General features: G+C 66.3%; 20 protein-coding genes. 7 read left to right on the top strand and 13 right to left on the bottom strand.

Going from position 1 to position 23234, the window contains the following annotated elements; all coding sequences use genetic code 11:
• Window positions 1-452: 452 nt before the first annotated feature.
• The 4 genes from ABS769_RS20215 to ABS769_RS20200 form a co-directional block, all read right to left on the bottom strand.
• Window positions 453-1631 carry an HDOD domain-containing protein gene (locus ABS769_RS20215; protein WP_317063217.1) on the bottom strand — a complete coding sequence of 393 codons (1179 nt, stop codon included), beginning with the start codon at window positions 1629-1631 and terminating at the stop codon, window positions 453-455.
• 321 nt (window positions 1632-1952) lie between these two features.
• Window positions 1953-2264 (bottom strand): protealysin inhibitor emfourin, encoded by a 312-nt coding sequence (locus tag ABS769_RS20210; RefSeq protein ID WP_205393146.1) that lies wholly within the window; start codon window positions 2262-2264, stop codon window positions 1953-1955.
• A complete protein-coding gene (locus tag ABS769_RS20205) occupies window positions 2261-3325 on the bottom strand; it encodes a M4 family metallopeptidase (protein ID WP_317063216.1) in 1065 nt (354 codons plus the stop codon). The genes ABS769_RS20210 and ABS769_RS20205 overlap by 4 nt, the downstream gene beginning before the upstream one ends.
• A gap of 110 nt (window positions 3326-3435) precedes the next feature.
• A complete protein-coding gene (locus ABS769_RS20200) occupies window positions 3436-4092 on the bottom strand; it encodes an SDR family oxidoreductase (protein ID WP_317063215.1) in 657 nt (218 codons plus the stop codon).
• 253 nt (window positions 4093-4345) lie between these two features.
• Here ABS769_RS20200 and ABS769_RS20195 point away from each other — a divergent pair, with 253 nt between their 5' ends.
• From ABS769_RS20195 to proP, 5 genes are all read left to right on the top strand, one after another.
• Entirely contained in the window at window positions 4346-4792 is a 447-nt protein-coding gene (locus ABS769_RS20195; RefSeq protein ID WP_430544194.1) for an NUDIX hydrolase, read from the top strand.
• 65 nt (window positions 4793-4857) lie between these two features.
• Window positions 4858-5994: an alpha/beta hydrolase gene (locus ABS769_RS20190; protein WP_317063213.1), complete on the top strand. Its 1137-nt coding sequence runs from the start codon at window positions 4858-4860 to the stop codon at window positions 5992-5994.
• 102 nt (window positions 5995-6096) lie between these two features.
• The gene (locus ABS769_RS20185; RefSeq protein ID WP_317063212.1) at window positions 6097-6495 is read left to right on the top strand and encodes a host attachment family protein; all 399 of its coding nucleotides are present in this window, start codon (window positions 6097-6099) and stop codon (window positions 6493-6495) included.
• Between the two features lie 18 nt (window positions 6496-6513).
• On the top strand, window positions 6514-6849 hold the full coding sequence (locus ABS769_RS20180) for a thioredoxin family protein (RefSeq protein WP_317063211.1): 336 nt from the start codon (window positions 6514-6516) through the stop codon (window positions 6847-6849).
• Window positions 6850-7182: 333 nt separating this feature from the next.
• Entirely contained in the window at window positions 7183-8673 is a 1491-nt protein-coding gene (gene proP / locus ABS769_RS20175; protein ID WP_317063218.1) for a glycine betaine/L-proline transporter ProP, read from the top strand.
• 42 nt (window positions 8674-8715) lie between these two features.
• Here proP and ABS769_RS20170 read toward each other — a convergent pair whose 3' ends face one another.
• Window positions 8716-9165 carry an SRPBCC family protein gene (locus ABS769_RS20170; protein WP_006453265.1) on the bottom strand — a complete coding sequence of 150 codons (450 nt, stop codon included), beginning with the start codon at window positions 9163-9165 and terminating at the stop codon, window positions 8716-8718.
• Window positions 9166-9337: 172 nt separating this feature from the next.
• On the opposite strand from ABS769_RS20170, the gene ABS769_RS20165 reads away from it, so the two are divergent.
• On the top strand, window positions 9338-10132 hold the full coding sequence (locus ABS769_RS20165; RefSeq protein ID WP_168959231.1) for an EcsC family protein: 795 nt from the start codon (window positions 9338-9340) through the stop codon (window positions 10130-10132).
• Window positions 10133-10670: 538 nt separating this feature from the next.
• A complete protein-coding gene (locus ABS769_RS20160; protein ID WP_350498265.1) occupies window positions 10671-11309 on the top strand; it encodes a DUF938 domain-containing protein in 639 nt (212 codons plus the stop codon).
• A 289-nt stretch (window positions 11310-11598) separates the two neighbouring features.
• Here the strand turns inward: ABS769_RS20160 and ABS769_RS20155 are convergent, their stop codons facing one another.
• The 8 genes from ABS769_RS20155 to ABS769_RS20120 form a co-directional block, all read right to left on the bottom strand.
• On the bottom strand, window positions 11599-13368 hold the full coding sequence (locus ABS769_RS20155; RefSeq protein WP_350498264.1) for a carboxypeptidase regulatory-like domain-containing protein: 1770 nt from the start codon (window positions 13366-13368) through the stop codon (window positions 11599-11601).
• The gene (locus ABS769_RS20150) at window positions 13365-15647 is read right to left on the bottom strand and encodes a hypothetical protein (RefSeq protein WP_350498263.1); all 2283 of its coding nucleotides are present in this window, start codon (window positions 15645-15647) and stop codon (window positions 13365-13367) included. Before ABS769_RS20150 ends, ABS769_RS20155 begins: the two co-directional genes overlap by 4 nt.
• On the bottom strand, window positions 15644-16834 hold the full coding sequence (locus tag ABS769_RS20145) for a BatA domain-containing protein (RefSeq protein WP_350498262.1): 1191 nt from the start codon (window positions 16832-16834) through the stop codon (window positions 15644-15646). The genes ABS769_RS20150 and ABS769_RS20145 overlap by 4 nt, the downstream gene beginning before the upstream one ends.
• Window positions 16835-16904: 70 nt before the next feature.
• A complete protein-coding gene (locus ABS769_RS20140; RefSeq protein WP_350498261.1) occupies window positions 16905-17801 on the bottom strand; it encodes a DUF58 domain-containing protein in 897 nt (298 codons plus the stop codon).
• Between the two features lie 13 nt (window positions 17802-17814).
• Window positions 17815-18807 carry an AAA family ATPase gene (locus ABS769_RS20135; RefSeq protein ID WP_317063142.1) on the bottom strand — a complete coding sequence of 331 codons (993 nt, stop codon included), beginning with the start codon at window positions 18805-18807 and terminating at the stop codon, window positions 17815-17817.
• Between the two features lie 101 nt (window positions 18808-18908).
• Complete coding sequence (locus ABS769_RS20130) at window positions 18909-19655, bottom strand: DUF4159 domain-containing protein (protein WP_434801691.1); 747 nt, start codon at window positions 19653-19655, stop codon at window positions 18909-18911.
• 71 nt (window positions 19656-19726) lie between these two features.
• Window positions 19727-21061 (bottom strand): TldD/PmbA family protein, encoded by a 1335-nt coding sequence (locus ABS769_RS20125; protein ID WP_350498259.1) that lies wholly within the window; start codon window positions 21059-21061, stop codon window positions 19727-19729.
• Window positions 21062-21076: 15 nt separating this feature from the next.
• Window positions 21077-22711, bottom strand: a complete 1635-nt coding sequence (locus ABS769_RS20120; RefSeq protein ID WP_317063139.1) for a TldD/PmbA family protein — start codon at window positions 22709-22711, stop codon at window positions 21077-21079.
• Window positions 22712-23234 lie beyond the last annotated feature (523 nt).

Raw genomic sequence — 23234 nt, 5'->3', positions numbered from 1 at the left:
GCGTGGGACACGCCGCAAGTACGTCCGTGTAGGCTCTTACGCGGCATCCATGCCGCGTAAGGTCCCACGCCGGTACGCGTGCAAGCGCCTTCGGATGTTGTCGGTGGCTGTAGAAAGAGCGACGGTATTGCCTGCAGATCCGCAGTTGCGAAAGGTGGGAGCGCGGTGTCGTATCCGGGGGCGGGACCATGTGGCGGCATGGATGCCGCCACTGAGTCTCCACGGACGGATTCACGGCGTGTCCCGACACCGGATGCGGCGCCGCGCACAAGCCGAGCCCGCACATGACGCCTGCCAGTTTTACGCGACTGCTTCGTTCACCGAGGGCGCTTGCATGGACGCTATCGATCCGCATGCACGCTGATAGTCCCTTCGCGATACCTGCGCAGAAGCGTGCATCGATCGCTGCGCTGTACGCGTGTTTCAGACGTGTTGCGTCACCCGGCCGGCCATCACTCCACGCTGGACGCTACCAGCCGCTGCCACAGCGCGGCGTTGGCCTCGTTGTCCGGTTCCAAGGTGGCCAGCACGCTCAGCGCATGGTCTTGATGCTCGGCGCCGTGGCGAGCAAGCATGGCCAGCGCGGCGGCCAGCCGGCCGTAACGCAGCGCCATGCCGAGCGAGGTGGCCAGCAGGGTGGTGTCGTGTTCGGGGCGCTGTTCGTCCAGCGCGGTGCTCAGCGAGGCAGGCAGCTCCCAGGCGGTGGCGATGGTCTTGGCCACCGTGGCGGTGTGGCGTTCGACCAGGGCGGCGGCCACTTCCAGGCTGTAGGGCAGCGACGGGCGTTCGGCGTAGGTGTCGCGCAACACACGCAGGATCACCACCGCGCCCAGGCCCTGCAGCAGGCCGGCCAGCTGCGCCGACAAGGTGTCGCCGCTGCGCTCGCGCATGTAGGCGGCCGCAGCGGTGGCGGTGCGCAGGGCGTAATCCCACACCGCCGCCGGCAGGCGCGAGTACAGGCCGCCATCCAAGCTCAGCACTGGCTGCATGACCGCTGCGGCGACGATCTGGCGCACACCCTCGGTCCCGATATGCACCACCGCCCGTTCCAGGCTTTCCAGCGGGCCGCCTTGCGGGCGGTACAGGGCGCTGTTGGCGATGCGCAACAGGTTGGCGGCCAGCGCCGGGTCCTGGGCGATGATCGCGGCGATGCCGCGGCCGGAGGCATCCGGGTCGTTGACCGCACGCATCAGCTGCGGCAACAGCTGCGGGCGGCGCGGCAATAACTGCGGCCGCAGGTCGACGTGTTCGAGTGCGCTGGCCACCGCCGCCAGCACATCGGCCTGCGTTGGATCGACCGGCAGGCTGCCATCGGCCAGCGACGGGTTGGACATCACCGCGGCGTACATGCGCCGCAGCAACGGGCGCATCGGTGGCGGCCCGGACGGCAATGGCTGCGGTGCAGGAGCGGTGTGCGCCTGCGTGTGCGCTGGGGCCTGCTCGTGCACAGGCGCCAGTTCCGGCGTGACCGTTGGCGCGGCTTGCGCACTGGACGCGATAGCCGTGTTGGGCGCGGCAGCTGCGCTGATCGTTTGGGCACGATGGCGCAGCAGCAGCCAGGCGATGACACCGGCGAGTACCAAGCCGGCAAGGAGTCCGGCAGCAAGCAGCAACACAATCACGGGCGTCATGGGAATTTGTCTGAGCAGTGCTGCGACTATCCGCGAAGCCGGTCGCGGCGGCAATGTGGGCGCGAAGAGCTGCCGCAGTGCAGCAGTGCGTTGCGTGTCTTCAGATTGACCGCTGCGCTGCACGTCACGCTAACGCAGTGGGGACCACTATGCGTCACCAGCTGTGCAGCCCTAGAGCATCTAGGCAGCTTAAAGGGTGCAGGCATCCGCAGTTGGACCATCTTTTACGACAGACACCGCGCACTGCGCGGTGTCTTCGTTTGTGTGTGGTGATGGGCGCGCGCGCTGGTTAGCGGGCACCGTCACCGCGGCACAACCGCGCTACAGCGTGCCCTGCTTCCACAGCCGCACGATTTCGGCCGGGGCATGTTCTTCGGGAATGCGCAGCGGCTCGCTGGCACCGTCCCAGGCGATGCTGAAATAGCGTCGGTCGCCGCCACCGGCCTGCGGGCGCGGCAGTGCATGCACCAGGCATTGGTCCAGCAAGGTGCGCAGGTGCAGGCGCTGCGCATCGTCAAGTTCATCCATCACCAGTTGCCGCTCGCGGCGCATGGCCGGGAACGCGGCCACGCCGCCCTCGCGTGCAAGCCGCAGGGTTACGCCCAGATCCACCGGCGGCAACTGTGGACTCATGCCAGCACGCCCACGTCGCGCCAGGCCTGTTGCACGGCGCGTGTCTCCACACTGGTGGCGCCGTAATCGGCGCTGGCGACGCTGACAGTGAGCGCGGCAAAGGTGGCGAAGTCCGCACCCGCAGCCAGTTCGCCACCGGTGAGCGTGCGGTACCAGATGCGGCCGGTTGTCTCCCACGCCGCGCCACCGATCGCCACCGCAGCGCGATAGAACGCGTGATTGGGAATGCCGGAGTTGTAATGCACGCCGCCATCGTCCTCTTGCGTGTTGACGTAGCCGGCCATGGTGGCCGGTTGCGGATCTTTGCCCAGTGCAGGGTCATCGTACGCGGTGCCGGGCGCCTGCATCGAGCGCAGGCCCACACCGTTGATGCCGGGCATCAACAAACCTGCGCCGATGATCCAGTCGGCCTCGCTTGCGCTCTGGCGCAATGTGTACTGCTTGATCAGCACCCCGAACACATCCGAGACCGATTCGTTCAATGCACCCGATTGCCCCTGATAAATCAGGTTGGCGCTGCGCTCGGTGACGCCGTGCGTGAGCTCATGGCCGACGACATCGATGGCGATGGTGAAGCGGTTGAAGACCTCGCCGTCGCCATCGCCGAACACCATCTGCTCGCCATCCCAGAAGGCGTTGTCGTAGCCGCGCTCGTAATGCACGCTGCCGATCAACGGCATGCCCGCGCCATCGATCGAGTTGCGCCCGTACACCGTCTGGAAGAAATCATGTGTGGCACCGAGATAGTCATACGCCTCGGTCACTGCCACATCGTCGGTGGCTGCAGCGCCTTCGTCGCGCACCAGGGTGCCGGGTAATGCGGTGCCGTGTTGCGCATCGTAAATACGCCGCCGCACCGCGTGCGTGGCCGGTGCGGCATCTGCGGCGAGCGCCTCTGCACGTGCGAGCAGGCCACGCGCACGCTGCTGCCGCAGGAACGCGGTGATGTGGCGGGACAGCTGCGCGCAGTGACGTGCATGCTCGGGCGCCGCCTGCGCCACATGGTCCAGCAGATACGGCGGCAGAATGCCGGCACGGCGCGGGGCGACGGACGCAGACATAAGCGGTCTCCACAGTGAGATGCGCTCGCGACTATGCCCAGCCCTGGTTTAGGAAAACGTTAGGCCGGCCCGGATCACACGCCTGTGGCGTGTTGCGATAGGTCTGGCGTTCATTCCAGCTGCGCCAATGCCTGCTGGATCGGCGTCTGCCCGTCGATGAAGCCCACGCTCTTGCCGATGGTGGCCGGCGTTGCCAATGCCGCCGCGATCACCTGCGCCACGTTGCCGCGCGAGACGCCACCGTCGGCATCGCCGCCCGGGTCGCGGGTGATGCGGCCGGTTGGCGCATCCTGGGTCAGCCGACCCGGCCCCAGTACGGTCCAGTCCAGCGTGGTATCGCGCAGATGCGCATCGGCCGCGGCCTTGGCCTGCGCATAGGCGAAGAAGCCATCGTCCGGCCCGATGCCGTGTTCCAGCCCGGCACCGAGATAGGACACCATCACGTAACGGCGTACGCGCGCCTGTTCGGCGGCATGCATCGAACGGATTGCCGCATCGCGATCCACCGCATAGGTGCGCGCCGCATCGCCACCGCCGGCGCCGGCCGACCACACCACCGCATCGTGGGCGGAGAACGCAGTGGCAATCGCATCGGTATCGGCGTGTTCGATGTCGAACAGCAACGGCGTGGCGCCATCGGCAATCACATCGTCGGTGTGCTCGGGATTGCGGAACAACGCAGTCACTTGATGCCCACCGCGCACCAATAGCGGAGTAAGCAAACGCGCGACCTTGCCATGGCCGCCGATCAACACGATACGAGACATCCACCACTCCACCACTGCGCGCCGCAAGGGCGCGGAATGCCAACATCCTCGCCAATGCGGTGCTAAGGCGGTGTTATCGCAGCGGCGATCAGCTTCTTATTCTCAGCGTTTGTCTTCATTGCATCGAACCCACGTCGCCCGCTATGTGCAAGATATCGGCGCAGCCAATACACCGGCTCAGAACGCGCTTGGCGCAATGACCGCATCGATCGCATCTGGGACACTATGCGGCCCCTGTGTGTGCGAGATGCCGATGACCACCTCCCCTGATTTGCGTCCACGCGTTGGATGTGGCGCCTTCATCCGCCGTGCCGATGGCCATCTGCTGCTGGTGCAACGCGGGCGTGCGCCCGAGCAAGGCCATTGGGGCTTGCCAGGTGGCAAGGTGGACTGGATGGAAACCGTCGAAACCGCCGTGGTGCGCGAAGTGCTGGAAGAAACCGGCCTGCATGTGCAGCTGCAACGCGTGCTGTGCATCGTCAGCTACTTCGAGCCGGATCTGACGCCACCGGAGCATTGGGTCGCGCCGGTGTATCTGGCCGCCATCCAAGGCAGCGAACACGCCGTGCGGCGCGAGCCCGAGGCAATCCTCGCTATCGGCTGGTTCGCGCTGGACGCACTGCCATCGCCGCTAACCACCTCCACGGTGCAGGCATTGCAGCATCTGCACGCGCAAGGCCTGCCGGCCTCTACAGACTAAGCGCGGCACGTCATCGCAGCTGTCTGGCGTTATCCTCGCCGGCTGACTGCCTGGGAGGGCAACGCATGGCACACCATTGGTGGACACGAACGGTTGTTTTGCTGCTGATCGGCAGCGTAGGCACTGCATACGCGGCAGCGGCAGAGACGGCACAACCCGCTGCTGCAACCGCACAGGACGGCATCCGGCATGTGAGTGCATTCGCGCTGCCGGTCTCTGAATATCTGAGCCCGGCGGCACGTGCGCATGTGGCTGCAGAAGTCGCGCGCGTCGATCCGTTGGCCAAGGCCGACAACGCCACGCTACTGAAGCAATTGCCCAGCATCCGCGCCGACACCGAACGTTGGGCCGAAGGCGTGATCGCGCAGCTGCGCACACGCTACGCGGTGGAGATCACGCCCGAGACCTGGAACGGCGTGCCGGTGTTGCGGGTGGAGCCACGCACGCGCACACCCGAACAGGCAAAGCGTTTGCTGATCGAGCTGCATGGCGGCGGATTCGTGATGGGTAGCGCTGCCTCGTTCGGCCTGATGGAAGCCATCCCGATCGCGGCGATGACCGGCATGAGCGTGGTTGCGGTGGACTACCGAATGGGCCCGGAGCATCGCTTCCCGGCCGCCAGCGAAGATGTGGCGGCGGTCTATCGCGCCGCGCTCAAGACCTACGCACCGGAGCGTATCGGCATCTTCGGCTGCTCGGCCGGCGGTGTGCTCACCGGTGAGTCGCTGGCATGGTTTGCCAAGGAGCGCCTGCCGATGCCGGCGGCGGCAGGCATGTTCTGCGCCGCTGGCGATGCGCGTTATCGCGGCGATTCGCGTGTGGTGGTCGCTGCGGTGAACGATGCCTTGCTGCCGGACAAGGCCGGGGCGCTGCCGATCATGGAAGACCTGTATTACGGCGAGAACGTGGACTTCCATGACCCGCTGGTGTCGCCGGTGTTCTCCGACGCGGTGCTGCGCCAGTTTCCGCCGACCTTGTTTCTCACCGCCACGCGTGCGGCCGAGTTGAGCGCCACGGCCTATACACATGCGCGCCTGGTGGATCTGGGTCGCGAATCGGACTTGCACGTCTGGGACGGGCTGGGCCACGGTTTCCACCTCACCGAGACACTGCCGGAAAGCCAGCAGGCGTTGCGGGTCACTGCACGCTTCTTCAGCAAGCATCTGGGCCTGCCACTACCGGCATTGGCCGCGCCACACTAACGCCACGCTGACGTCGACTAGGCACCGCGCTTACATCTTCTCGCCTAGCTTGAGACGGACCGGTGCTGCACTTGCAGTGCCGACATTGATCAGGAGAGTCGGATGAGTCTGCAAATTCCTCAGGGTGCATTGGTGGTTGTGGCCGATGGCGGCGAAGCGCGTTGGTTCACCAACACCGGCAACGAATCCAAGGTGGTGCTGCGTCAGCACGCGCGCACCGATGTGCAGAACGTCGATGATGACGGCCCGGCCGGCAAGGCGCCGCAGGATCTGAGCAACGCGGATCTGGACGAAATGACTTTCGCCAAGCAGTTGTCGCATGCCTTGAACGATGGCGCGCTGAAGCACGAATACACGCATCTGGTGTTGGTGGCCGACCCGACCACGCTGGGCCGCGTACGCCCCTTGCTGCACAAGGAAACACAGCAGCGCCTGGTGGGTGATCTGGCCAAAGACCTCACCAATCTGCCGCTGGAAGACATCCAGCGCGCGCTGTCCTGATAGCGGAGCACGCGCGCGATGGGGTTTGTTCGCGAGTACGCCACGCAGGCACCTGAGCGCAGCGAGGTGGATGCACAGGCCGGGCTGCAGGTGCTGGAGTTCGGCACCGATTGGTGCGGTCACTGCATGGCCGCCCAGCCGCTGTTGCAAAAACTGCTGGGTGGTTTCGAGGCGGTGGATTACCGCAAGTTCGAAGATGGAAAAGGGCGGCCGCTTGGCCGCTCTTTCCGCGTGAAGTTATGGCCAACCATCATCCTGCTGCGCGATGGCGAAGAAGTCGCGCGCGCCGTGCGCCCGCAGACGCGCGAGGATCTGCAGCCGTTGTTGGCAGTGCTGGGTGAGCCCGCGCTGTAGAGCGGCTAACAAGACTATTGCGCTCACCGCAAGGTGGGCGCGGCCGTTGCTGTATGCGTTGAAACGCCTTGAAAACACGGCGTTTTCGCAAAGCTGCGCCCTCGCGCCTGCAGCGATCTGCACGCTGTAGTAACATGTGCGGCTGATCAAGCCCCTGGGCACTTGCCCACCCCTTGGTCGTCTGTCCCGCAGCGTCGCTGAGTGTTCGCGGCCGTCCGGGAATGCCTCCGGTGTCATCCCTGCATGTGCGTTTGCCATGCGCGCGCGATGTGCTGTGTCCTGTGCGTTGCCAGGGCGAGTGGGCAGCGATGGCCGCACATGGAGACCAAACATATGCACGACACGCGCGCGATTGCCTCGCACTTCGGTTGGTTCAAGCGCCGCCGCCAACTGCAACTGGACGAAGTCACCGTGGTCGACCGCCCGATGCTGCGCAAGGCCGTAGGTGCGGCCGCACTGGGCAATGCGATGGAGTGGTTCGACTTCGGCGTGTACGGCTATCTGGCGGTGACGCTGGGGCAGGTGTTCTTCCCCGCGAGTAATCCCACCGCGCAGTTGATTGCGACCTTTGCCACGTTCACCGTCGCGTTTTTGGTGCGGCCGATCGGCGGGATGGTGTTCGGACCGCTCGGCGACCGCTATGGGCGGCAGAAAGTGCTGGCGGCCACCATGATCCTGATGGCGCTGGGCACCTTCAGCATCGGCCTGATTCCGTCCCATGCAACCATTGGCGTGTGGGCGCCGGTGTTGCTGCTGTTGGCGCGGCTGCTGCAAGGCTTTTCCACCGGCGGCGAATACGGCGGGGCAGCGACCTTCATCGCCGAATACGCCACCGACCGCAATCGCGGCCTGATGGGCAGCTGGCTGGAATTCGGCACGCTGGGCGGTTACATCGCCGGTGCAGCCACGGTGACCGCATTGCACATGGCCTTGAGCCAGACACAGATGCTCGATTGGGGCTGGCGCATCCCGTTTCTGGTCGCCGGCCCGTTGGGGTTGCTGGGCCTGTACATGCGTATGAAACTGGAAGAAACCCCGGCGTTTCGTGCCTATACCGCGCAATCGGAGCAGCGCGAACGGCAAACCGCAGGGCAGGGCCTGCTCACGCTGCTGCGTCTGCATTGGCCGCAGTTGCTCAAGTGCGTTGGGCTGGTGCTGGTGTTCAACGTCACCGACTACATGCTGCTGACCTACATGCCCAGCTACCTCAGCGTCACCATGGGCTATGCCGAGAGCAAGGGCCTGTTGCTGATCATCCTGGTGATGCTGGTGATGATGCCGCTCAACATCGTCGGCGGCCTGTTCAGCGACAAGCTCGGCCGTCGCCCGATGATCATCGGTGCCTGCATTGCCCTGTTCGTGTTGGCGATCCCGTGCCTGCTGCTGATCGGCAGCGGCCACGACGGGCTGATCTTCGCCGGGTTGATGCTGCTCGGCCTGGCGCTGGTGTGCTTCACCAGTTCGATGCCCTCCACGTTGCCGGCGCTGTTCTACACACCGGTGCGCTACAGCGCGCTGTCGATCGGCTTCAACGTCTCGGTGTCCTTGTTTGGCGGCACCACGCCATTGGTCACTGCCTGGCTGGTGGAGCGCACCGGCGACCCGCTGGTGCCGGCGTACTACCTGATGGGCGCGGCCGCGATCGGGTTAGTGACCATGCTGTTCGTACGCGAAACCGCCGGCTTGCCGTTACGTGGCTCACCGCCGGCCGTGGCCACCGATGCCGAAGCACGCGCGCTGTTGCAGGCCGATAGCCCGGTGACCGTAGATGCGCAGCTGCCACTGCGCCCCGCGCCCTCCATGGGCCAGCCACGCACAGCGTAAGCGGGCTCGGCGCAGCGTGCATGCGCGTGATGCGCACCGGGCTCAGTGCAGATTGGGTGCAAGCATGTCGGCCGAGGGCATGCCTTCGCCGGTTTCCACATAGCGTTTGAGGCTGCTGCCCAGGAAGAAGCGCCAGCCGCGCGCGCAGGCCTCCTTGCACGGCGATTCGCGATAACCGGACTGGACGAACTCCACCTGCGTGCCCTGGCTGGTGGAGTGCAGCTCGAAGCGCATCACGGTGCCTTTCCATGCATCCGAATCGAGCATGTTGGAGTCGTGGCAACGCCAGCACACCAGGCGATGGTCGGCGCCCTCGTCGATGCTCAACTCCACCCGCCAGCCCTGACGGCTCCAGTCCAGCCGCACCCTGCCGTTGCCCAGGCTCACCTCGCGCGTCCACCAGCGGGCCAGCTGCCTTGGCTCGGACAGCGCAGCGGAAACCACTTCCGGCGCGGCGGCAATGACGATGCTGTGGCGGATCTCACGATTCATCGGGTGGGCATTCGCAGCGTAGATCCCGATGATCGCGCATTTTGCAGACCAATTGCAGGATTGTCTTGGCACTGCACAGTTCGCTCGTCTAACGCTCACATGGCGCTAGGTACCATCGGGGCGGACCCCCTAACGACGAAGAACAGGCATGACGACGCTTCCGATACCAGTGATGGACGTTGCCGCGCAACGCGATCTGGCCACGGCGCACGCGCTGTTGGAAAACCCCGGTGTGGCAGCGCAACTTGCCAACGCGCTGGGCGCGCCGATCGAGAGTCTGATCACCAAGCGGCTACCGAAAATGCTGACCCGCAGCATCGATGGGGTCACCCGCCGCGCATTGCAGGTGGCAATGAAATCGGCATTGCTCAGCTTGCGCGGCCAGGCCGATACGCAGCGGCCCGCCTCCACCGCGCGGCACACCATGGTGGTGGCTGTCGCGGGCGGCGCAGGCGGGTTCTTCGGATTGCCCGGTTTATTGGTGGAGTTGCCGGTGACCACCACGGTGATGCTGCGCTCCATCGCCGATATCGCACGCTCTGAAGGCGAATCGCTGCACGATCCGGAAACGGCGCTGGCCTGTCTGGAAGTGCTGGCACATGGCGGACGCAGCGTCAGCGACGATGGCGCCGAATCCGGCTATTTCGCCGTACGCGCGGCCATGGCGCAGCAACTCAGCGCCGCTGCGCATTACGTGGCCGCACATGGTTTCGCCAGCAAGGGCGCGCCGGCGCTGGTGTCGTTGGTGTCGCGCGTTGCGGCCAAGTTCTCGGTCAACGTGGGCGAAAAACTCGCGGTGCAGGCGGTGCCGCTGGTGGGTGCCGTGAGTGGCGCAACGCTCAATACCGTGTTCATGCGCCACTTCCAGGCGATGGCACGCGGGCATTTCATCGTGCGCCGGTTGGAGCGGCGCTTTGGAGAAGAGGCTGTGCGGCGTGCGTATGACGCATTGCCTGCACCGCGCTGAGATCCAGACCGCATCTCATCTGCCGGCCGCGCAACACGCATTGCTCCCAACCACGCACACCGACCATCTCCACTGGTCCTTGCCCGCCCACCGTCGCGGGACCTGACGCGGCATGGATGCCGCGTAAGAGCCTACACGGACGTACTTGCGGCGTGTCCTGCGATGGTGGGCGGGCAAGGGCCCTGCAGCAAACCCGCAGATCAGCCGCTCTACAACCAACGCATCCACGCCGTTCGATTTACCTCTCAAGGCGACCGAGAGCTCGAGCTTCAGCGTCGTTTGGATGTTTCAAAGCCGCGTTGGTCGGCGTTGGTCGAGGGCGCGATGCGCTCACTTGGCTGTGTGCTGATGGGAACCACAACGCCGGCTGCGTCCACCTGGCGGTGGGCGTAGGAGTTTTGTTGGCCGCTCCAGGTCTTGCGTTGATCCTTCGGTCACTCCCGCTGATCTGCGCGTTGATCGCTTGCCAGCAGAGCTTTAGATGCACGATGTCACTGCGACACGTCACAATCACTTTCGCCTATGTCGGACCTCGTCCATGAGCAAACCTTTTTCGCCAGCGTCCGCGCGCAACCGTGACCCGATCCTTGCGGTATTGCAGCGGCACTTTGCCGACCGTCGTCATGTGTTGGAGATCGGTGCAGGCACCGGGCAACACGCAGTGCATTTTGCGGCGGCGATGCCGTGGCTGCGTTGGCAGGCGAGCGATCATCCCGATCATCTGCCGGGCATGACGCAGTGGCTGGACGAGGCTGCATTGCCAAATACGCCGCCACCGATTCCGTTGCAGGCGGTGCTGACGCCGACGCCTGGTCTGGCGCCCGCCCCGCCATTGCCGCCGGTGCAGGCAGGCGAGCCTGCCGGCTATGACGCTGTATATAGCGCCAATACCTTGCACATCATGGGCTGGCCGCAGGTGCAGGCCTTGTTTGCGGGATTGCCTGCGGTGATGGCGCCGGATGCGCTGCTGGTGGTGTATGGACCGTTCAACCGCGATGGACAATTCACCAGCGACAGCAATCGCGCATTCGATGCGATGCTGCGCGAGCGCGATGCTGCCTCGGGGATTCGCGATGCAGAGGCGGTGGATGCATTGGCCGCGCAGGTGGGGTTGCGGTTGGTGGAAGATGTTGCGTTGCCGGCAAATAATGTCTGTCGGGTGTGGCGGCGAGCGTAAGTCGGTTGCTTTTTTGAAAAGCATGCACACCGACATTCCCGACTGGTCCTTGCCCGCCCACCGTCGCGGGACCTTACGCGGCATGGATGCCGCGTAAGAGCTTACAAGGACGTACTTGCAGCGTGTCCCGCGATGGTGGGCGGGCAAGGGCCCTGCAGCCAAACCGCAGATCAGCCGCTCTACACCTGATCCATCCGCTCGGTACAACCACGACAGGGCACTCAAAATTTCGAGTCGTTAAAGAGCGGCATCGTACCCATGCGCTGATGCGGGTTGGCGCGGCAGCAACTCAGCGCCTGCGTCGTTCCAGCCACCACAGGGCTGTGGCCAGCAAGAGCCAGGCCAGTAGCCACGGCCACCGGGGGCCGGGTTGGGCTATTGGCGTGCTGAGGGTCGCGTTTGTGTTGGTTGCTGTGGCGGCCATCGCAAGGGTGGCGTCGCGGGTTTGCTGGGTATGCACGGTGGGGGCGTCGGCGGGCGCGCGGACGTAAAGCCAGCGTTGGTCTTTGCCGGTTTGCAGGCGATGCCAGCCTGCGCTTGTGGGCCAGTAGGCGGCGCAGGTTTGGGCGCTGCTGGTGGGGTCGATCAGTAACGGTTGGGCTGGACCGGTGGGGCCGGTGACATGTGCGTCTGCAGCGAGACCGCACAGTGACATGCGTTGTTGCGACCAGCCTTCTTGCACCGGGGCGGGTGCGCTGCCGCCCGCGCGGGCGACGGCGCTGAACAGCTGCGCCCACAGCGCGGCATGCAGGTCGCTGCGGCCGGCCAATACCAACGCGAAGCTGTCTTCGATCAGGGCGATGCCGATGCGGCCGCGGCCTTGTGCGTGCCACCAGCCCAGCGCGCTGCCGTCGTCGGCGCGTGCTGCGATCACTGCCTCGGCATCTTGCGGTTGCAGATCGCGGCGTTGCAGCGGTGGAAGTGCGGCAGTGTCGGCAGGGGCTGCCGCTGGATCGATGGACGGTGCGGCCGATGACAGCGATCGCGGGGCGGCGATTGCAGCGCTGGTCGTTCCGCCGGTTGTCGCAAAGCCGAGCGCGTTGAGTGCTGCGCGGGTGCCGGCATCCAGTGGTCCGTCGGTGCGTACCAGCACGCCCAGGCCGCGGTCGATCGCGGCACGCACGCTCTGACGTTGCGTGCTGCCCAGCGTGGCCAGGCGGCGTTGGTCGATGACCAGCAGGTCGAGTGTGTCCAGGCTGGTGGCGTCCAGTGCGGCGCTCTCGCCCAGTTGCACGCCGGGGCCGACCGCGATCTGGCTGCGCACGTCCAGCCCGGCATCTCTGGCCCAGCGGCGCAGGTATTTCAGTTCCGGCTGCGGCGCGCCGGCCAGCAACAGCACACGCGCGGGCGGCACTGCGGTGATCAGCACCGGCACCTGCACGCGGCTGCGTTCGGCGCCTGCGGCATCGCGCAGGCGCAGCGCGAACACCACCTGCCCTGCTGCGCGCGCCAGGCCACGCAGATGCACCTGGCCGGTTGCGTTGGCTACGGCGGTGTCGACCACCTGGCCGGCGGGGTCGAGTAGCTCCACCCGTGCTGCCGGCAGGCCCTGGACGCGGGCGCTGATGGCGAAGGTTTCGCCGGGGGCGACCGGTGGCGGTGTCGAGACGGCGACCAAACCTTGCGGTGCCGGGTTCAGCGCCAGTCGCAGCGGTACGCCAAGTGCATCGCGGTCGCGTGCCGGCAGGCCGGTGCCATGCACGACCACTGCGGTGGTGCCGGGCGCGCGGCGCAGGGCGGTGGCCAGATCCGGCACGCGTGCCACGCCGGGCAGCACGGGTGCTTCGGGCAAGGCGATCCATTGCGCGGCATTCGGGCCGAGCTGAGCTGCCGTGGTGCCTGCGGTGGCGACGTGCAGCTCGCTCGTGCTGCCAGCGCGCGGCGGCGGCAGCAGCACCGGGTACAGCAGACCCGCGAGTAACGGTTGGGCGGCGAGCAATAGCCATAGTCGGACGCGCGAATGTGGTTGCCGAGCGTGCGCGCGTAACAGCCGGAACCAGCCGACGACGACCAGTACGAATAGTGCAGAAACAACCAGCCAGGGCAGTGACAGCGTCATGGCTGCGGCTCCCGGCGCAGTGCATCCAGATAGCGTTGGCCGCGCGCGTCCGGTGTGGCGCGTCGATGGACGGGCGCGGGCGGTGCGATAAGGGTGCGCCAGACCTGGGTACGCAATTGGGCGCGGCAATTGGAGCAGTCCGGTTCGGCGCGCAGGGTTTCCACCGCGGCGGCCAGGCTCAGTGGATCGTGCAGGCGGTCTTGCTGGTGCTGCAGCCACTGCGCGTAGCGGGCCAGGGTGGCGTTGGGCACCGGCGTCTGTTCGCCCAGCGCATCCCATAGCTGCAGCGCGGACGGGTCGGGATCCGGGCGGGTGTCCAGCCCGGCGGCACGATCGCCCAGGCCGGCGCGGTCGCCGCTCAGGCGCCGGCTGGGGTCGATCGGCGGCAGCTGGGTGCCGACCCGCGCCAGGTAGATGCGCTCGGCTTGCTGCACCTGCTTGATGAAGCCCAGCGCCTTGTTGGCGTAAGGCAGCGCGCGCCCGGGCTGGCCCTGGCGCAGCGCGCCCTCGGACTGCCACATCTGGTCCAGCGCGGCGCGCAGCAGCGCGCGCGTCTGCGGGTCGAGCAAGGTGGCGGCTTCGGCGTGGTCGTGGGTATGCCCGAATTCGGAGAGCACATCCTGCGCCTGGCCGAAGCTGCTGCGCTCGGGCCGGCCGTTGCTGTTGCCATGGTCATGGTCATGGTCGTGATCATCCAGCGCGGCGGCGCCAGGTTCGGATGCGGCGTCGTGCTTGTGGTCGTCGTGCCCGTGTTCGTCCTGGGCGGGCGCCTGCGCCGCTGTCGCAGGCGTTGCCGGTGCATCCGCAGTGGGCATGTCGGCGGTGGGCAGATCGTCGGCCGGTGCGTCGCTGGTGGGCGGGTCGTCGGCGGTCGGCGGGCCCTTGGGTGCGCCTTCGCTTTCTTCGCCGAGGAACTGGCCGTAGCGCAGCCGCAACAGGCGCTGGTCCACGCCGATGGCGTCGGACCGCTTGAGATAGGCATCCGGGTCCAGGCGCGGCTTTTCCTTCAGCAGCGCTTCGGCGTCGATGATGATCTGGCGCTGGCTGCGGAAGTAGGCCGGCAAGGTCTGTTTGACGCTGGCTTCCAGGCCGGCGGCCATGGTCTGTTCGGGCGGCGGCCAGCGCAGGATCACGCTGGCGCTGCGGCCTTCCTGCGGCCCGGGTTGGCGGGTGTCGTGGACGATCAATTGAGCGATCAGGTCGTCGCCGGTCGCCATGCCCAGGGCCTGCGGCTGCAGCGTGGTGGAGAAGCTGCGTTGCCTGGCCGGGCCGCTGCCGGTGAGGGTGCGGCGCTGGGTCTTGAAGGTAATGTTCTCGCCGCTGCCCTGGGCCAGGGTCAGGCGCAGCTCGGCGGTGGCGGCCACCGCGTAGTCGTCGCTGGCTTCGAAGCGCAGCGTCCAGCCGGCATTGGTGGGCGTCCACAGCACCAGGCTCTGTTCGGGCGCGAGCACGCGCACCTGCGGCGGGCGATCCGGCAGTACGTAGAGCCGATGCAGCTGGCGGTCTGCCGGCGCACCGTCGATGAGGATGCGGTACAGGCTGGCGCGCTCGGCGATCCACTGGCCTTGCCACTGATCGCTGCTGCCTTGCCGGGCCAGCGCGATGAGGCGGCCGTCGGTGAGCCGCAGCGCCACGCTGCGCGGGGCGGGGCTGACCTGCAGCTGCCACTCCAGCCGGGTGCCGGTTGGCACGCGCGCATCCAGGCCGGGCAGGCGTGCGGACGGCAGGCCGGTGTAAGCGGGCGGGGTGCTGTGTAGTCGGGAATGACGCAGCGTGGGAGCGCCGTTGCCGGCACGGGCGGCAGCGACGCGGTCGTTGCTTGGCGCGGGCTGGGTGGCGCGGTGCGGCCACAGCAGCAGTGCGGCGCAGGCCAGCAGGCCGAGCAGGCTCCACGGCCAGGCACTCCGCCACGGCCAGGCTGGGCGTAGATCGCGCGGGGTGCTGTGCAGGCGATGTTCCAGACGCTGCCGTTGCAGGGCCTGCAAGGGGCCGAGCTGGGCGGTCGAGGCGAACAGCAGGTCGCTGCTGTCTTCCAGATCCGCTTCGCGGTCCAGCCGGCGGATCAGCCAGGTCTGGTCCAGCCGGCGTGCCGCCAGCATCGCCACGCCGGCCAGTGCCAACACACCCGCAATGAGCAACGGCACGATCGCCACATGCGCGCCGGTGCGCCAGGCCAGCACCGACGGGAGGACGGCCAGCGGTAGCCCGAACAGCAGCACGCCTGCGGCCTGCCGCCGTCGCGCGGCCTGCCATGCGTGGTGCAGCGCCGGCGTGCTCATGCCGCGTTGCTCCGGCGTGGCGAGGTGGCCAGCCAGCGTTCGGCCGCGAACAGCAGCAGCACCAGACCGATCAGCCATGGCGTCAGCGGCCACGGTGCGGTGGTCAGGCGGATGGCCGCAGGGCCACGCTGTGGTTGTTGGGTCTGTGCCAGCGCACGCTGTGGTGCGGGCGTCGATTGCAAGGCGTCGTGCAGACGGGTGGAGAAATCGGCATCCAGCAAGGCGGGCATGTGCTGCGGCTGCAGCGGCGCGGCCCAGCGCAACAAACGTCCGCGCCCGAACGCGATGGCATCGATCAGCGGCGCGCCGTGCGCGTCTTGCAGCAGTGGCTGCAGCGGGCCTGCAAGTGCGGGCGGGGCCGGCGTTTGCGCAGCGATCAGCAGTTGCCCACCGGCCGCGACCCAGGCAATGACCGGCGCCGGCGGTGGACGCTGCGACAGCCATGCCACCACCGTACCGGGTGCCCAGCGCGCAGGCACTGCGGTGTTGGGCGCGCTGACTGGTAACGCGCCAGGCAATGCCCAGGCAGCATGGACGGCGCGCAGATAGCGCAGCGCCGGGTCGGCGGGGGCGTCGGCGATCGCCTGCATCCGCAGCGGTGCGACAGCTGCGGCAGGGGCGAGCGGCGATTGGCCGGGCAGCACCTGCCATTGCACGTTGCGCGACAGCTGCAGGCGCTGCGCATCCAGCGGCCCCCAGTGGCTCGGCACGATCACGCTGAGTGCGGTGTCCGGCGGCAGGCTGGCATCGAGTTCGCGCAGCAGGCTGCTGACCGCTTGCGTGGTGCCGGCGGTCGCGGTGTATGGGTTGGTCGCATCGGCATCGATCGGCGGGAAGCCCGGCGCCAGCCATACCCACTGCGCGTTCGCTGCGTGGCTGAGCGTGCGCGCCGCGGCCACATCCACGCCAGGACTCACTGCAATCCGCGGGCGCGCATCCTGATGGTCGCGCAAGGCCGGCTCGGCCAGCAGCAACGCCAATGCCGCGAGCAACAGCAGGCGCACCAGCAGCAGCGGCCATTCGTCGAAGCGCACACGATGCCGTGGGCGCGGCAGCGCACGCAGCCAGCGCAGTGCGGCGAAGTCGGTGGGCCGGTGTTCGCTGCGGCGTGCCAGGTGGATCAGCAGCGGCAGCAGCAGTGCGGCCAACGCGGCCAGGCCGGCGGGGAAGAGCAGGAGCAGGTTCACGGCCGCGCCACCTCAGCGGCGTGCGCGATGAGGTGCAATGACGGTACCTCGCTGAGGCAGGCGTATTGGCTCATCGCCGCGCACCCTGTCCAAACAAATCGCGCAATGCCGCGTCGGGTGGTGCATCCAGATAATGCAGCGCATGCGCAATGCCGGCGGCCTGCCAGCGCGCCTGCCGCGCGCGCTGTGCATCGCCGAAACGCTGCAAATATGCGGCGCGCATCGCGGCGCCATCGCCGAGCAATTCTTCGCCGGTTTCCGGATCGCGGAAGCGGTGCCCGCCGCTGAAAGTGAAATCGCGTTCGTCGCAGGTCAGCACTTGCAGCTGGATCACTTCGCGGCGTGCGGCGGCAAGTTTTTCCAGCGCGCCGACCAATTCTTCATCGAAGCCATCGCCGATCGACAGCACCAGCGCATGTGCGGCGATGCGTTCCCACAGCGGGCGCAGCACGTCCATGTCGGGCCAACGCCCGCCGGCGCGCAGACGCTGCAAGGCCAGCCAGAGGCGGTCGCGTTGGCGCGGCCCGCCGCCTGCCGGCACCGCCACCAGGCCATCGCCATGCACGGCGAACAGACCGACCTGATCGCCCTGGCGCAGCGCCACTTCGGCAGCGCATGCGGCCAAGGTCGCCATCGCCTGCAAGCGCGTGTAGGCAGGGTGCGCCTGATCGGCCTGGCCAGCGGAGGCGGTGGCATCGAGCAACAGCCACAGCGTGAGTGGGCTTTCGCGCTCTGCTTCGCGCACGAAAAAACGGTCTGAACGTGCGTAGAGTTTCCAGTCGATCTGGCGCAAGGCATCGCCGGGTTCGTAGGCGCGGTATTGCGAAAATTCCAGCCCGGCACCACGGTTGCGGCTGGCGTGCTGGCCGATGCCGTGCGCGCCCTGCGCGTGGCGCGCATGCAGCTGCAAACCGCGCAAGCGGCTGCGCAGCTCGGCAGGAATCAACGCCGGCAATTCCACGCTCACGCCGCTACGTGCCTCACGCCGGGAACGGCACGGCGCGCAGCAGCGCGGCGACCACATCGTCGGCGCTGCGTTGTTCGGCCTCGGCCGCAAACGACAGCAGCAGGCGGTGGCGCATCACTGGCGCTGCGAGCGCAATGACATCGTCGCGGGTGGCGGCAAAGCGGCCGTGCAGTAACGCTCGTGCCTTGGACGCGAGCACCAGCGATTGCCCGGCGCGCGGGCCGGCGCCCCATCGGATCCATTGACGCACCTCGTCGCTGGCCTGCGGGCCGGGCCGGCTGGCGCGCACAAGGCGATTGATCCAGGTCAGCAGATCCGCGCCGACATGCACCTGCCGCACCTGTTGCTGCAGCGCCAGCACGCTGTCCGCGTCCATCACCACCGGCACCTGCGCAGTTGCGGTGCCGGTGGTCTGGGTGAGGATGTCGCGCTCTTCCTGCTCGCTGGGGTAATCGACGCGCACATGCAGCAGGAAGCGGTCCAGCTGCGCTTCCGGCAGCGGATAGGTGCCGGCCTGTTCGATCGGGTTCTGCGTGGCCAGCACGAAGAACGGCGCTGGCAGCGCATAGGTGGTGCCGGCATAACTGACGGTGCGCTCGCTCATCGCTTCCAGCAATGCGGCCTGGGTCTTGGGCGGGGTGCGATTGAGCTCGTCGGCCAGCAGCAGGTTGGTAAAGATCGGCCCTTGTTGAAAGCGGAAATGCCGATGCCCGGTGCCGTGATCTTCTTCCAGCAACTCGGTGCCGAGGATATCGCTGGGCATCAGATCGGGGGTGAACTGCACGCGGCGGAACTGCAGCTCCAGCGCTTGCCCGAGCGAGCGCACCAGCAGCGTCTTGCCCAGCCCGGGGGCGCCTTCCAGCAGGCAGTGGCCGCCGGCGAGCAGGCCGATCAGCAGTTGCTCCACCACCGCGTCCTGGCCCACCACCGCCTGGGCCAGGGCCGCGCGCAGCGCGCCGAGTTGGGAGAGCTGGTTGGCGAGAATGTCGTCGTTGGGGGAAGTCATGGGGAAAGTCTCGTTATGTGACTGCTGGCGTAGGAGCGCGCTTGCGCGCGAGGCTTCACCGGGAAATCTTCATCGCGCGCCAGCGCGCTCCTACACGGCGATCAATTGGTCAGCGCATACATCACGATGTTGACGCCGAACCTGGTGTTGTCTTCGGCCAGAAACCGCTTGTTGCGCCAGTCGTAATCCCATTCGCAGCCGTAATCCTTGTTGCTGTACAACACGCCGAGCCGGCCATCGATGCTGATGCCCTTGAGATAGTCGTGCACCAGATCGTCGCCCCAGCCGTTGAGCTCGAAGCTGGTAGCCGGCGGGCCATCGGGGAACTTGAAGAACGCGTTGTAGAGGCGATGACTCTTGGGCAACTTCTGCAGCGCGGTCTTGCCGAAGATCGATGCCATCTGCGCCTCGAACGAGGTGGCGAACAGGCCATCAATATCGTGATTGCAATCGTCCACGAACACGAAGCCGCCATTGCGCACATAGCGCTCGAAGTTGCGCCGCTCGGCCGGGTTGAATTCCACCAGCTTGTGCCCGGCCAGATAGCAGAACGGTGCCTGCAACATGCGCGGATCGGCCAGATCCAGCACGTGCTCCTGCGGGTCCACGCGCAGCTGGGTGTAGTCGATCAGCGAGGTGATCAGGTTGGACGGCATGCGCGCATCCACATCCCAATCGCCGGAGTCGTAACGCAGCCGGGTGAACCAGAAATCGTAGTTGCCCACCGCGCGTGCACGCAGCGGTAGCGCCAGGGTGGCGGCGCTACCGAGCAGCAGGCTGAGGAAGTGGCGCCGCGAAGTGGGAGCCGGGAGACCGGGAACGGGAGCCGCAAGCGCAGGCGCCTGCAAGGTATCAGTCTGCAAAGAGCGGCTTCTGCTCTCCAATTCCCGAATACCCACTCCCGAATCCCGGCTCCGACTCACACCGCATCCGACAACGAGGTAAACGTAAAGTCGCGCAGCCGCATCGGCGGGATCATCATCACGAAGCTGGATTCGTCACCGGCCACCCGCACCGGCTTGCCCAACTCGTCGATGTTGTTGAGCATGATCACCGGCGATTCATTGAAGCGGAAATTCTTCACCGGGTACTTGATCTGCCCGTTCTCGATGTAGAAGGTGCCGTCGCGGGTCAGGCCGGTGAGCAGCACGGTCTGCGGGTCGACCATGCGGATGTACCAGGTGCGCGTGACCAGGATGCCCTTCTCGGTGCCGCGCACCAGCTCGGCGATGTTCTTGTCGCCGCCGGCCATCAGCAGATTGCCCGGCTCGCCGATCGCGCGCTTGCCGTTCTTCTGCGCCCAGTAGCGCGAATACTGCAGGTTGGCGATCTTGCCGTTTTCCACGATCGACATTTTCTCGCGCGGCAGGCCCTCTTCGTCCCACGGCAACACTGCGGCACGCGCATCCCACGGGTCGGCGGTGATGTTCACGCGCGGGTCGTAGACCTGCTCGCCAAGCTTGTTGCCGCCGCCCTTCTTGGACAGGAAGCTGCGGCCTTCATCGGCGCGGCGCGCGTCGAAGAAATTCATCATGAACGAGATCAACCCCGCAGCGGCGGCCGGCTCCAGAATCACCGTGTACTTGCCCGGTTCCAGCGCCTTGGCCTCGGCCGAATCGCTGGCCTTGCGCATGGCGATGCGGATGTCCTGCTCGGCCTTGAAGTCGGCGGCATCCTTCAAGTTGCGCCCCACCCACCCCGAGCCGCGGCCGTCTTCGGTACGCACAGTGCAGGTGTAGTCGAAACGCGCGCCACGTTGATAGCCGAAATTGCCCTTGCTGTTGGCGAATGCGGTGAAGCTTTGGCCGTCCTCAAGAAAGCCGGCAGCGATCAGCCCTTTGCCCTTGCACGGGGCGATCGAATCGGCGGCAACCTGCGCGCGAAACGCCGGGTCGATGGCGGCTGTGGAGTCGCTGAAGGTCGGGCTGGGTTTGTAGGTCTGCTTGTCCACCGCCGGCATGAACTCCGGGTTTTCCGGCGCCAGCCGGGCCAGATCTTCGGCACGCCGCACCACGCGTTCCAGCGCGGCGTCGTCGAACTCGTTGATGGTGGCGATGCCCACGCGCTTGCCGAACGCCACCTGCACCTGCAGGTCGGTGTTGTCGACGATGCCGCTGGTGGACACGTTGTTGAGCGCGAAACGGATATTGCCGTCGATCGCGCCGGTGAGCGTGGCGGTGCACTCATCGGCCTTGGACAGTTTGATGACCTTGTCCAGAATGGCCTTGGCCTGCGCTTCGGTAAGGATGCTCATATGGGTTTCTCCTGATCAGCCGAGCGAGCGGGCGGTGTTGATGACGTTGATGCCGTCGAAACGGGCGGTGGACGAGCCGTGCGAGACCGCCGAGGACTGGCTGGGCTGGCCTTTGCCGTCGAAGAACGAGCCACCCATGCGGTAATCGCGTTGATCGGCCACGGCGCTGCAGGCATTCCAGAATTCCGGCGTGCGGATCTGGTAGGCCACATCCTCGAGCATGCGGGTGATCGCACCGTTCTTGATTTCGTAAAAGAGCTGGCCGCCGAACTGCGCGTTGTAGCGCTGCTGGTCGATGGAGAACGAGCCGTCGCCGATGATGTAGATGCCGTTTTCCACGTTCTTGATCAAATCGCTCACGCTCAGCGGCGTCTTGCCGGCGGCCAGCGACACATTGGCCATGCGCTGGAACTGAACGCTCGACCACGAGTCGGCGTAGCAGCAGCCATCGGAGGCGGTCTTGCCAAGGATATGCGCTTGATCGCGGATGGCCTGGTAGTCCACCAGCTTGCCGTCGCGGATCAGATCCCACTGCTTGGTCTTGACGCCTTCATCGTCGTAGCCCACCGCGCCCAGGCTGCCCGGCTGGATCTTGTCGGCCAGGATATGCACCTTGTCGCTGCCGTACTGGAAGCCGGCCTTGAGCTTGTCGAGCGTGGCGAAGCTGGTGCCGGCGAAATTGGCTTCGTAGCCGAGCACGCGGTCCAGTTCCAGCGGGTGGCCGACCGATTCGTGGATGGTGAGCCAGGTGTGCGAGGGGTCCAGCACCAGGTCGTATTTGCCCGGTTTCACCGACGGCGCCTTGAGCTTTTCCTGCGCCTGTTTGGCCGCAGCAATCGCGTCTTCTTTCATGTCGTAGGACAGGCCGTAATTGACCACGCCGTTGGGCGAGACGAACTTGCCCGATGCTGCGCCATCCAGATATTCGTAGCCCAGGCCCATCGGTGCGGAGAGTCCGTCGCGGGTGCGGAACTTGCCGCTGGCCTTGTCGATGGCAGTCACGCTCATCGGTGCCCAGATGCGGTGCACGTCCTGGTCGATGTAGGAACCATCGGTGCTGGCGAAGTACTTCTGCTCGTTGACCACGAACAGCATCGAGTTGACGAAGTTGGCGCCGGCCGCGGTGGCGGCGGCGTTGACGCCGAGCAGCAGGTCGACCTTGTCCTTGATCGGCACTTCCATCGCGTTCTTCTTGATCGGCGTCTTCCAGCTCACCTCGCCCACGCCGGGCGTTGGCGCCAGTTGCACCGGGGTGCCCTGCACCTTGGCATTGGCCTTGGCGATCGCGGCGGCCTGCGCGGCCGCCTTGGCCACGCCCTGTTCGGTGAGATCGTTGGTGGCGGCAAAGCCCCAGGCGCCAGCTACGAGGACGCGGATGCCTGCACCGATGGATTCGGTGTTGACCACGTTCTGCACCTTGTCCTCGCGGGTGATGACGAACTGGCGCAGATAACGGCCGATGCGCACATCGCAGTAGCTCGCTCCGGCCTGACGGGCTGCGTTGAGGCCGGCATCGGCCAGGCGCTTCTTGCGGCCCACATCCAGTTGCGTCAACAACTGCTCGGCGGCAATGACCTTGCCGAAGTAGGCGGGCACGATCAGCCCGCCCATGGTTAGCCCGGTCAGAGCCAGGAAATCACGTCGTTGCACGGGCAACTCCCCAATAGTCCCGCGCGGCGCGCAGGTAGTCTGGTGACGCACAGATGGGTATCTGCACGGTATCGCCGATTCTTGCCGGGCAATGAACGCTGCGTCAAATGACTTTCGGCATGGGTGTGGGTAAATGCTGTGCCCGCATAGATTGAGTGGCACCACATGCATGCATGTTTGGCGAGCGCGGCCGACAGCGTGCGATGGATGCATTTGCGCGGCAGCACGTAGCGGATGCCATGCATGCTTGCCTTATCGACGATTATGCGATGCGCTATCAGCACACATCACGCCATCATGCGCAGTATTTGTTTCACAGGTTCAGAGCGGCTGACAAACGAACTAAGGAGATGATCTGCGCGCTGGCTGCAGGGCCCTTGCCCGCCCACCGTCGCAGGACACGCCGCAAGTACGTCCGTGTAGCAACTGTGTTGATCAGGGCCTCAACCCGCGACCTTTGAGCGGTTTCCTTCAGGCGCGTTCATCGGTAGGTGCCGGCCGCTGGCCGGCACGCTTTTTTGCG

Origin of the sequence: Xanthomonas hortorum (assembly GCF_040279205.1) — a bacterium.
GTDB lineage: Bacteria > Pseudomonadota > Gammaproteobacteria > Xanthomonadales > Xanthomonadaceae > Xanthomonas > Xanthomonas hortorum_F.
The sequence above is the reverse complement of the archived record's forward strand: the minus strand, read 5'-3'. Positions and strand labels throughout refer to the sequence as shown.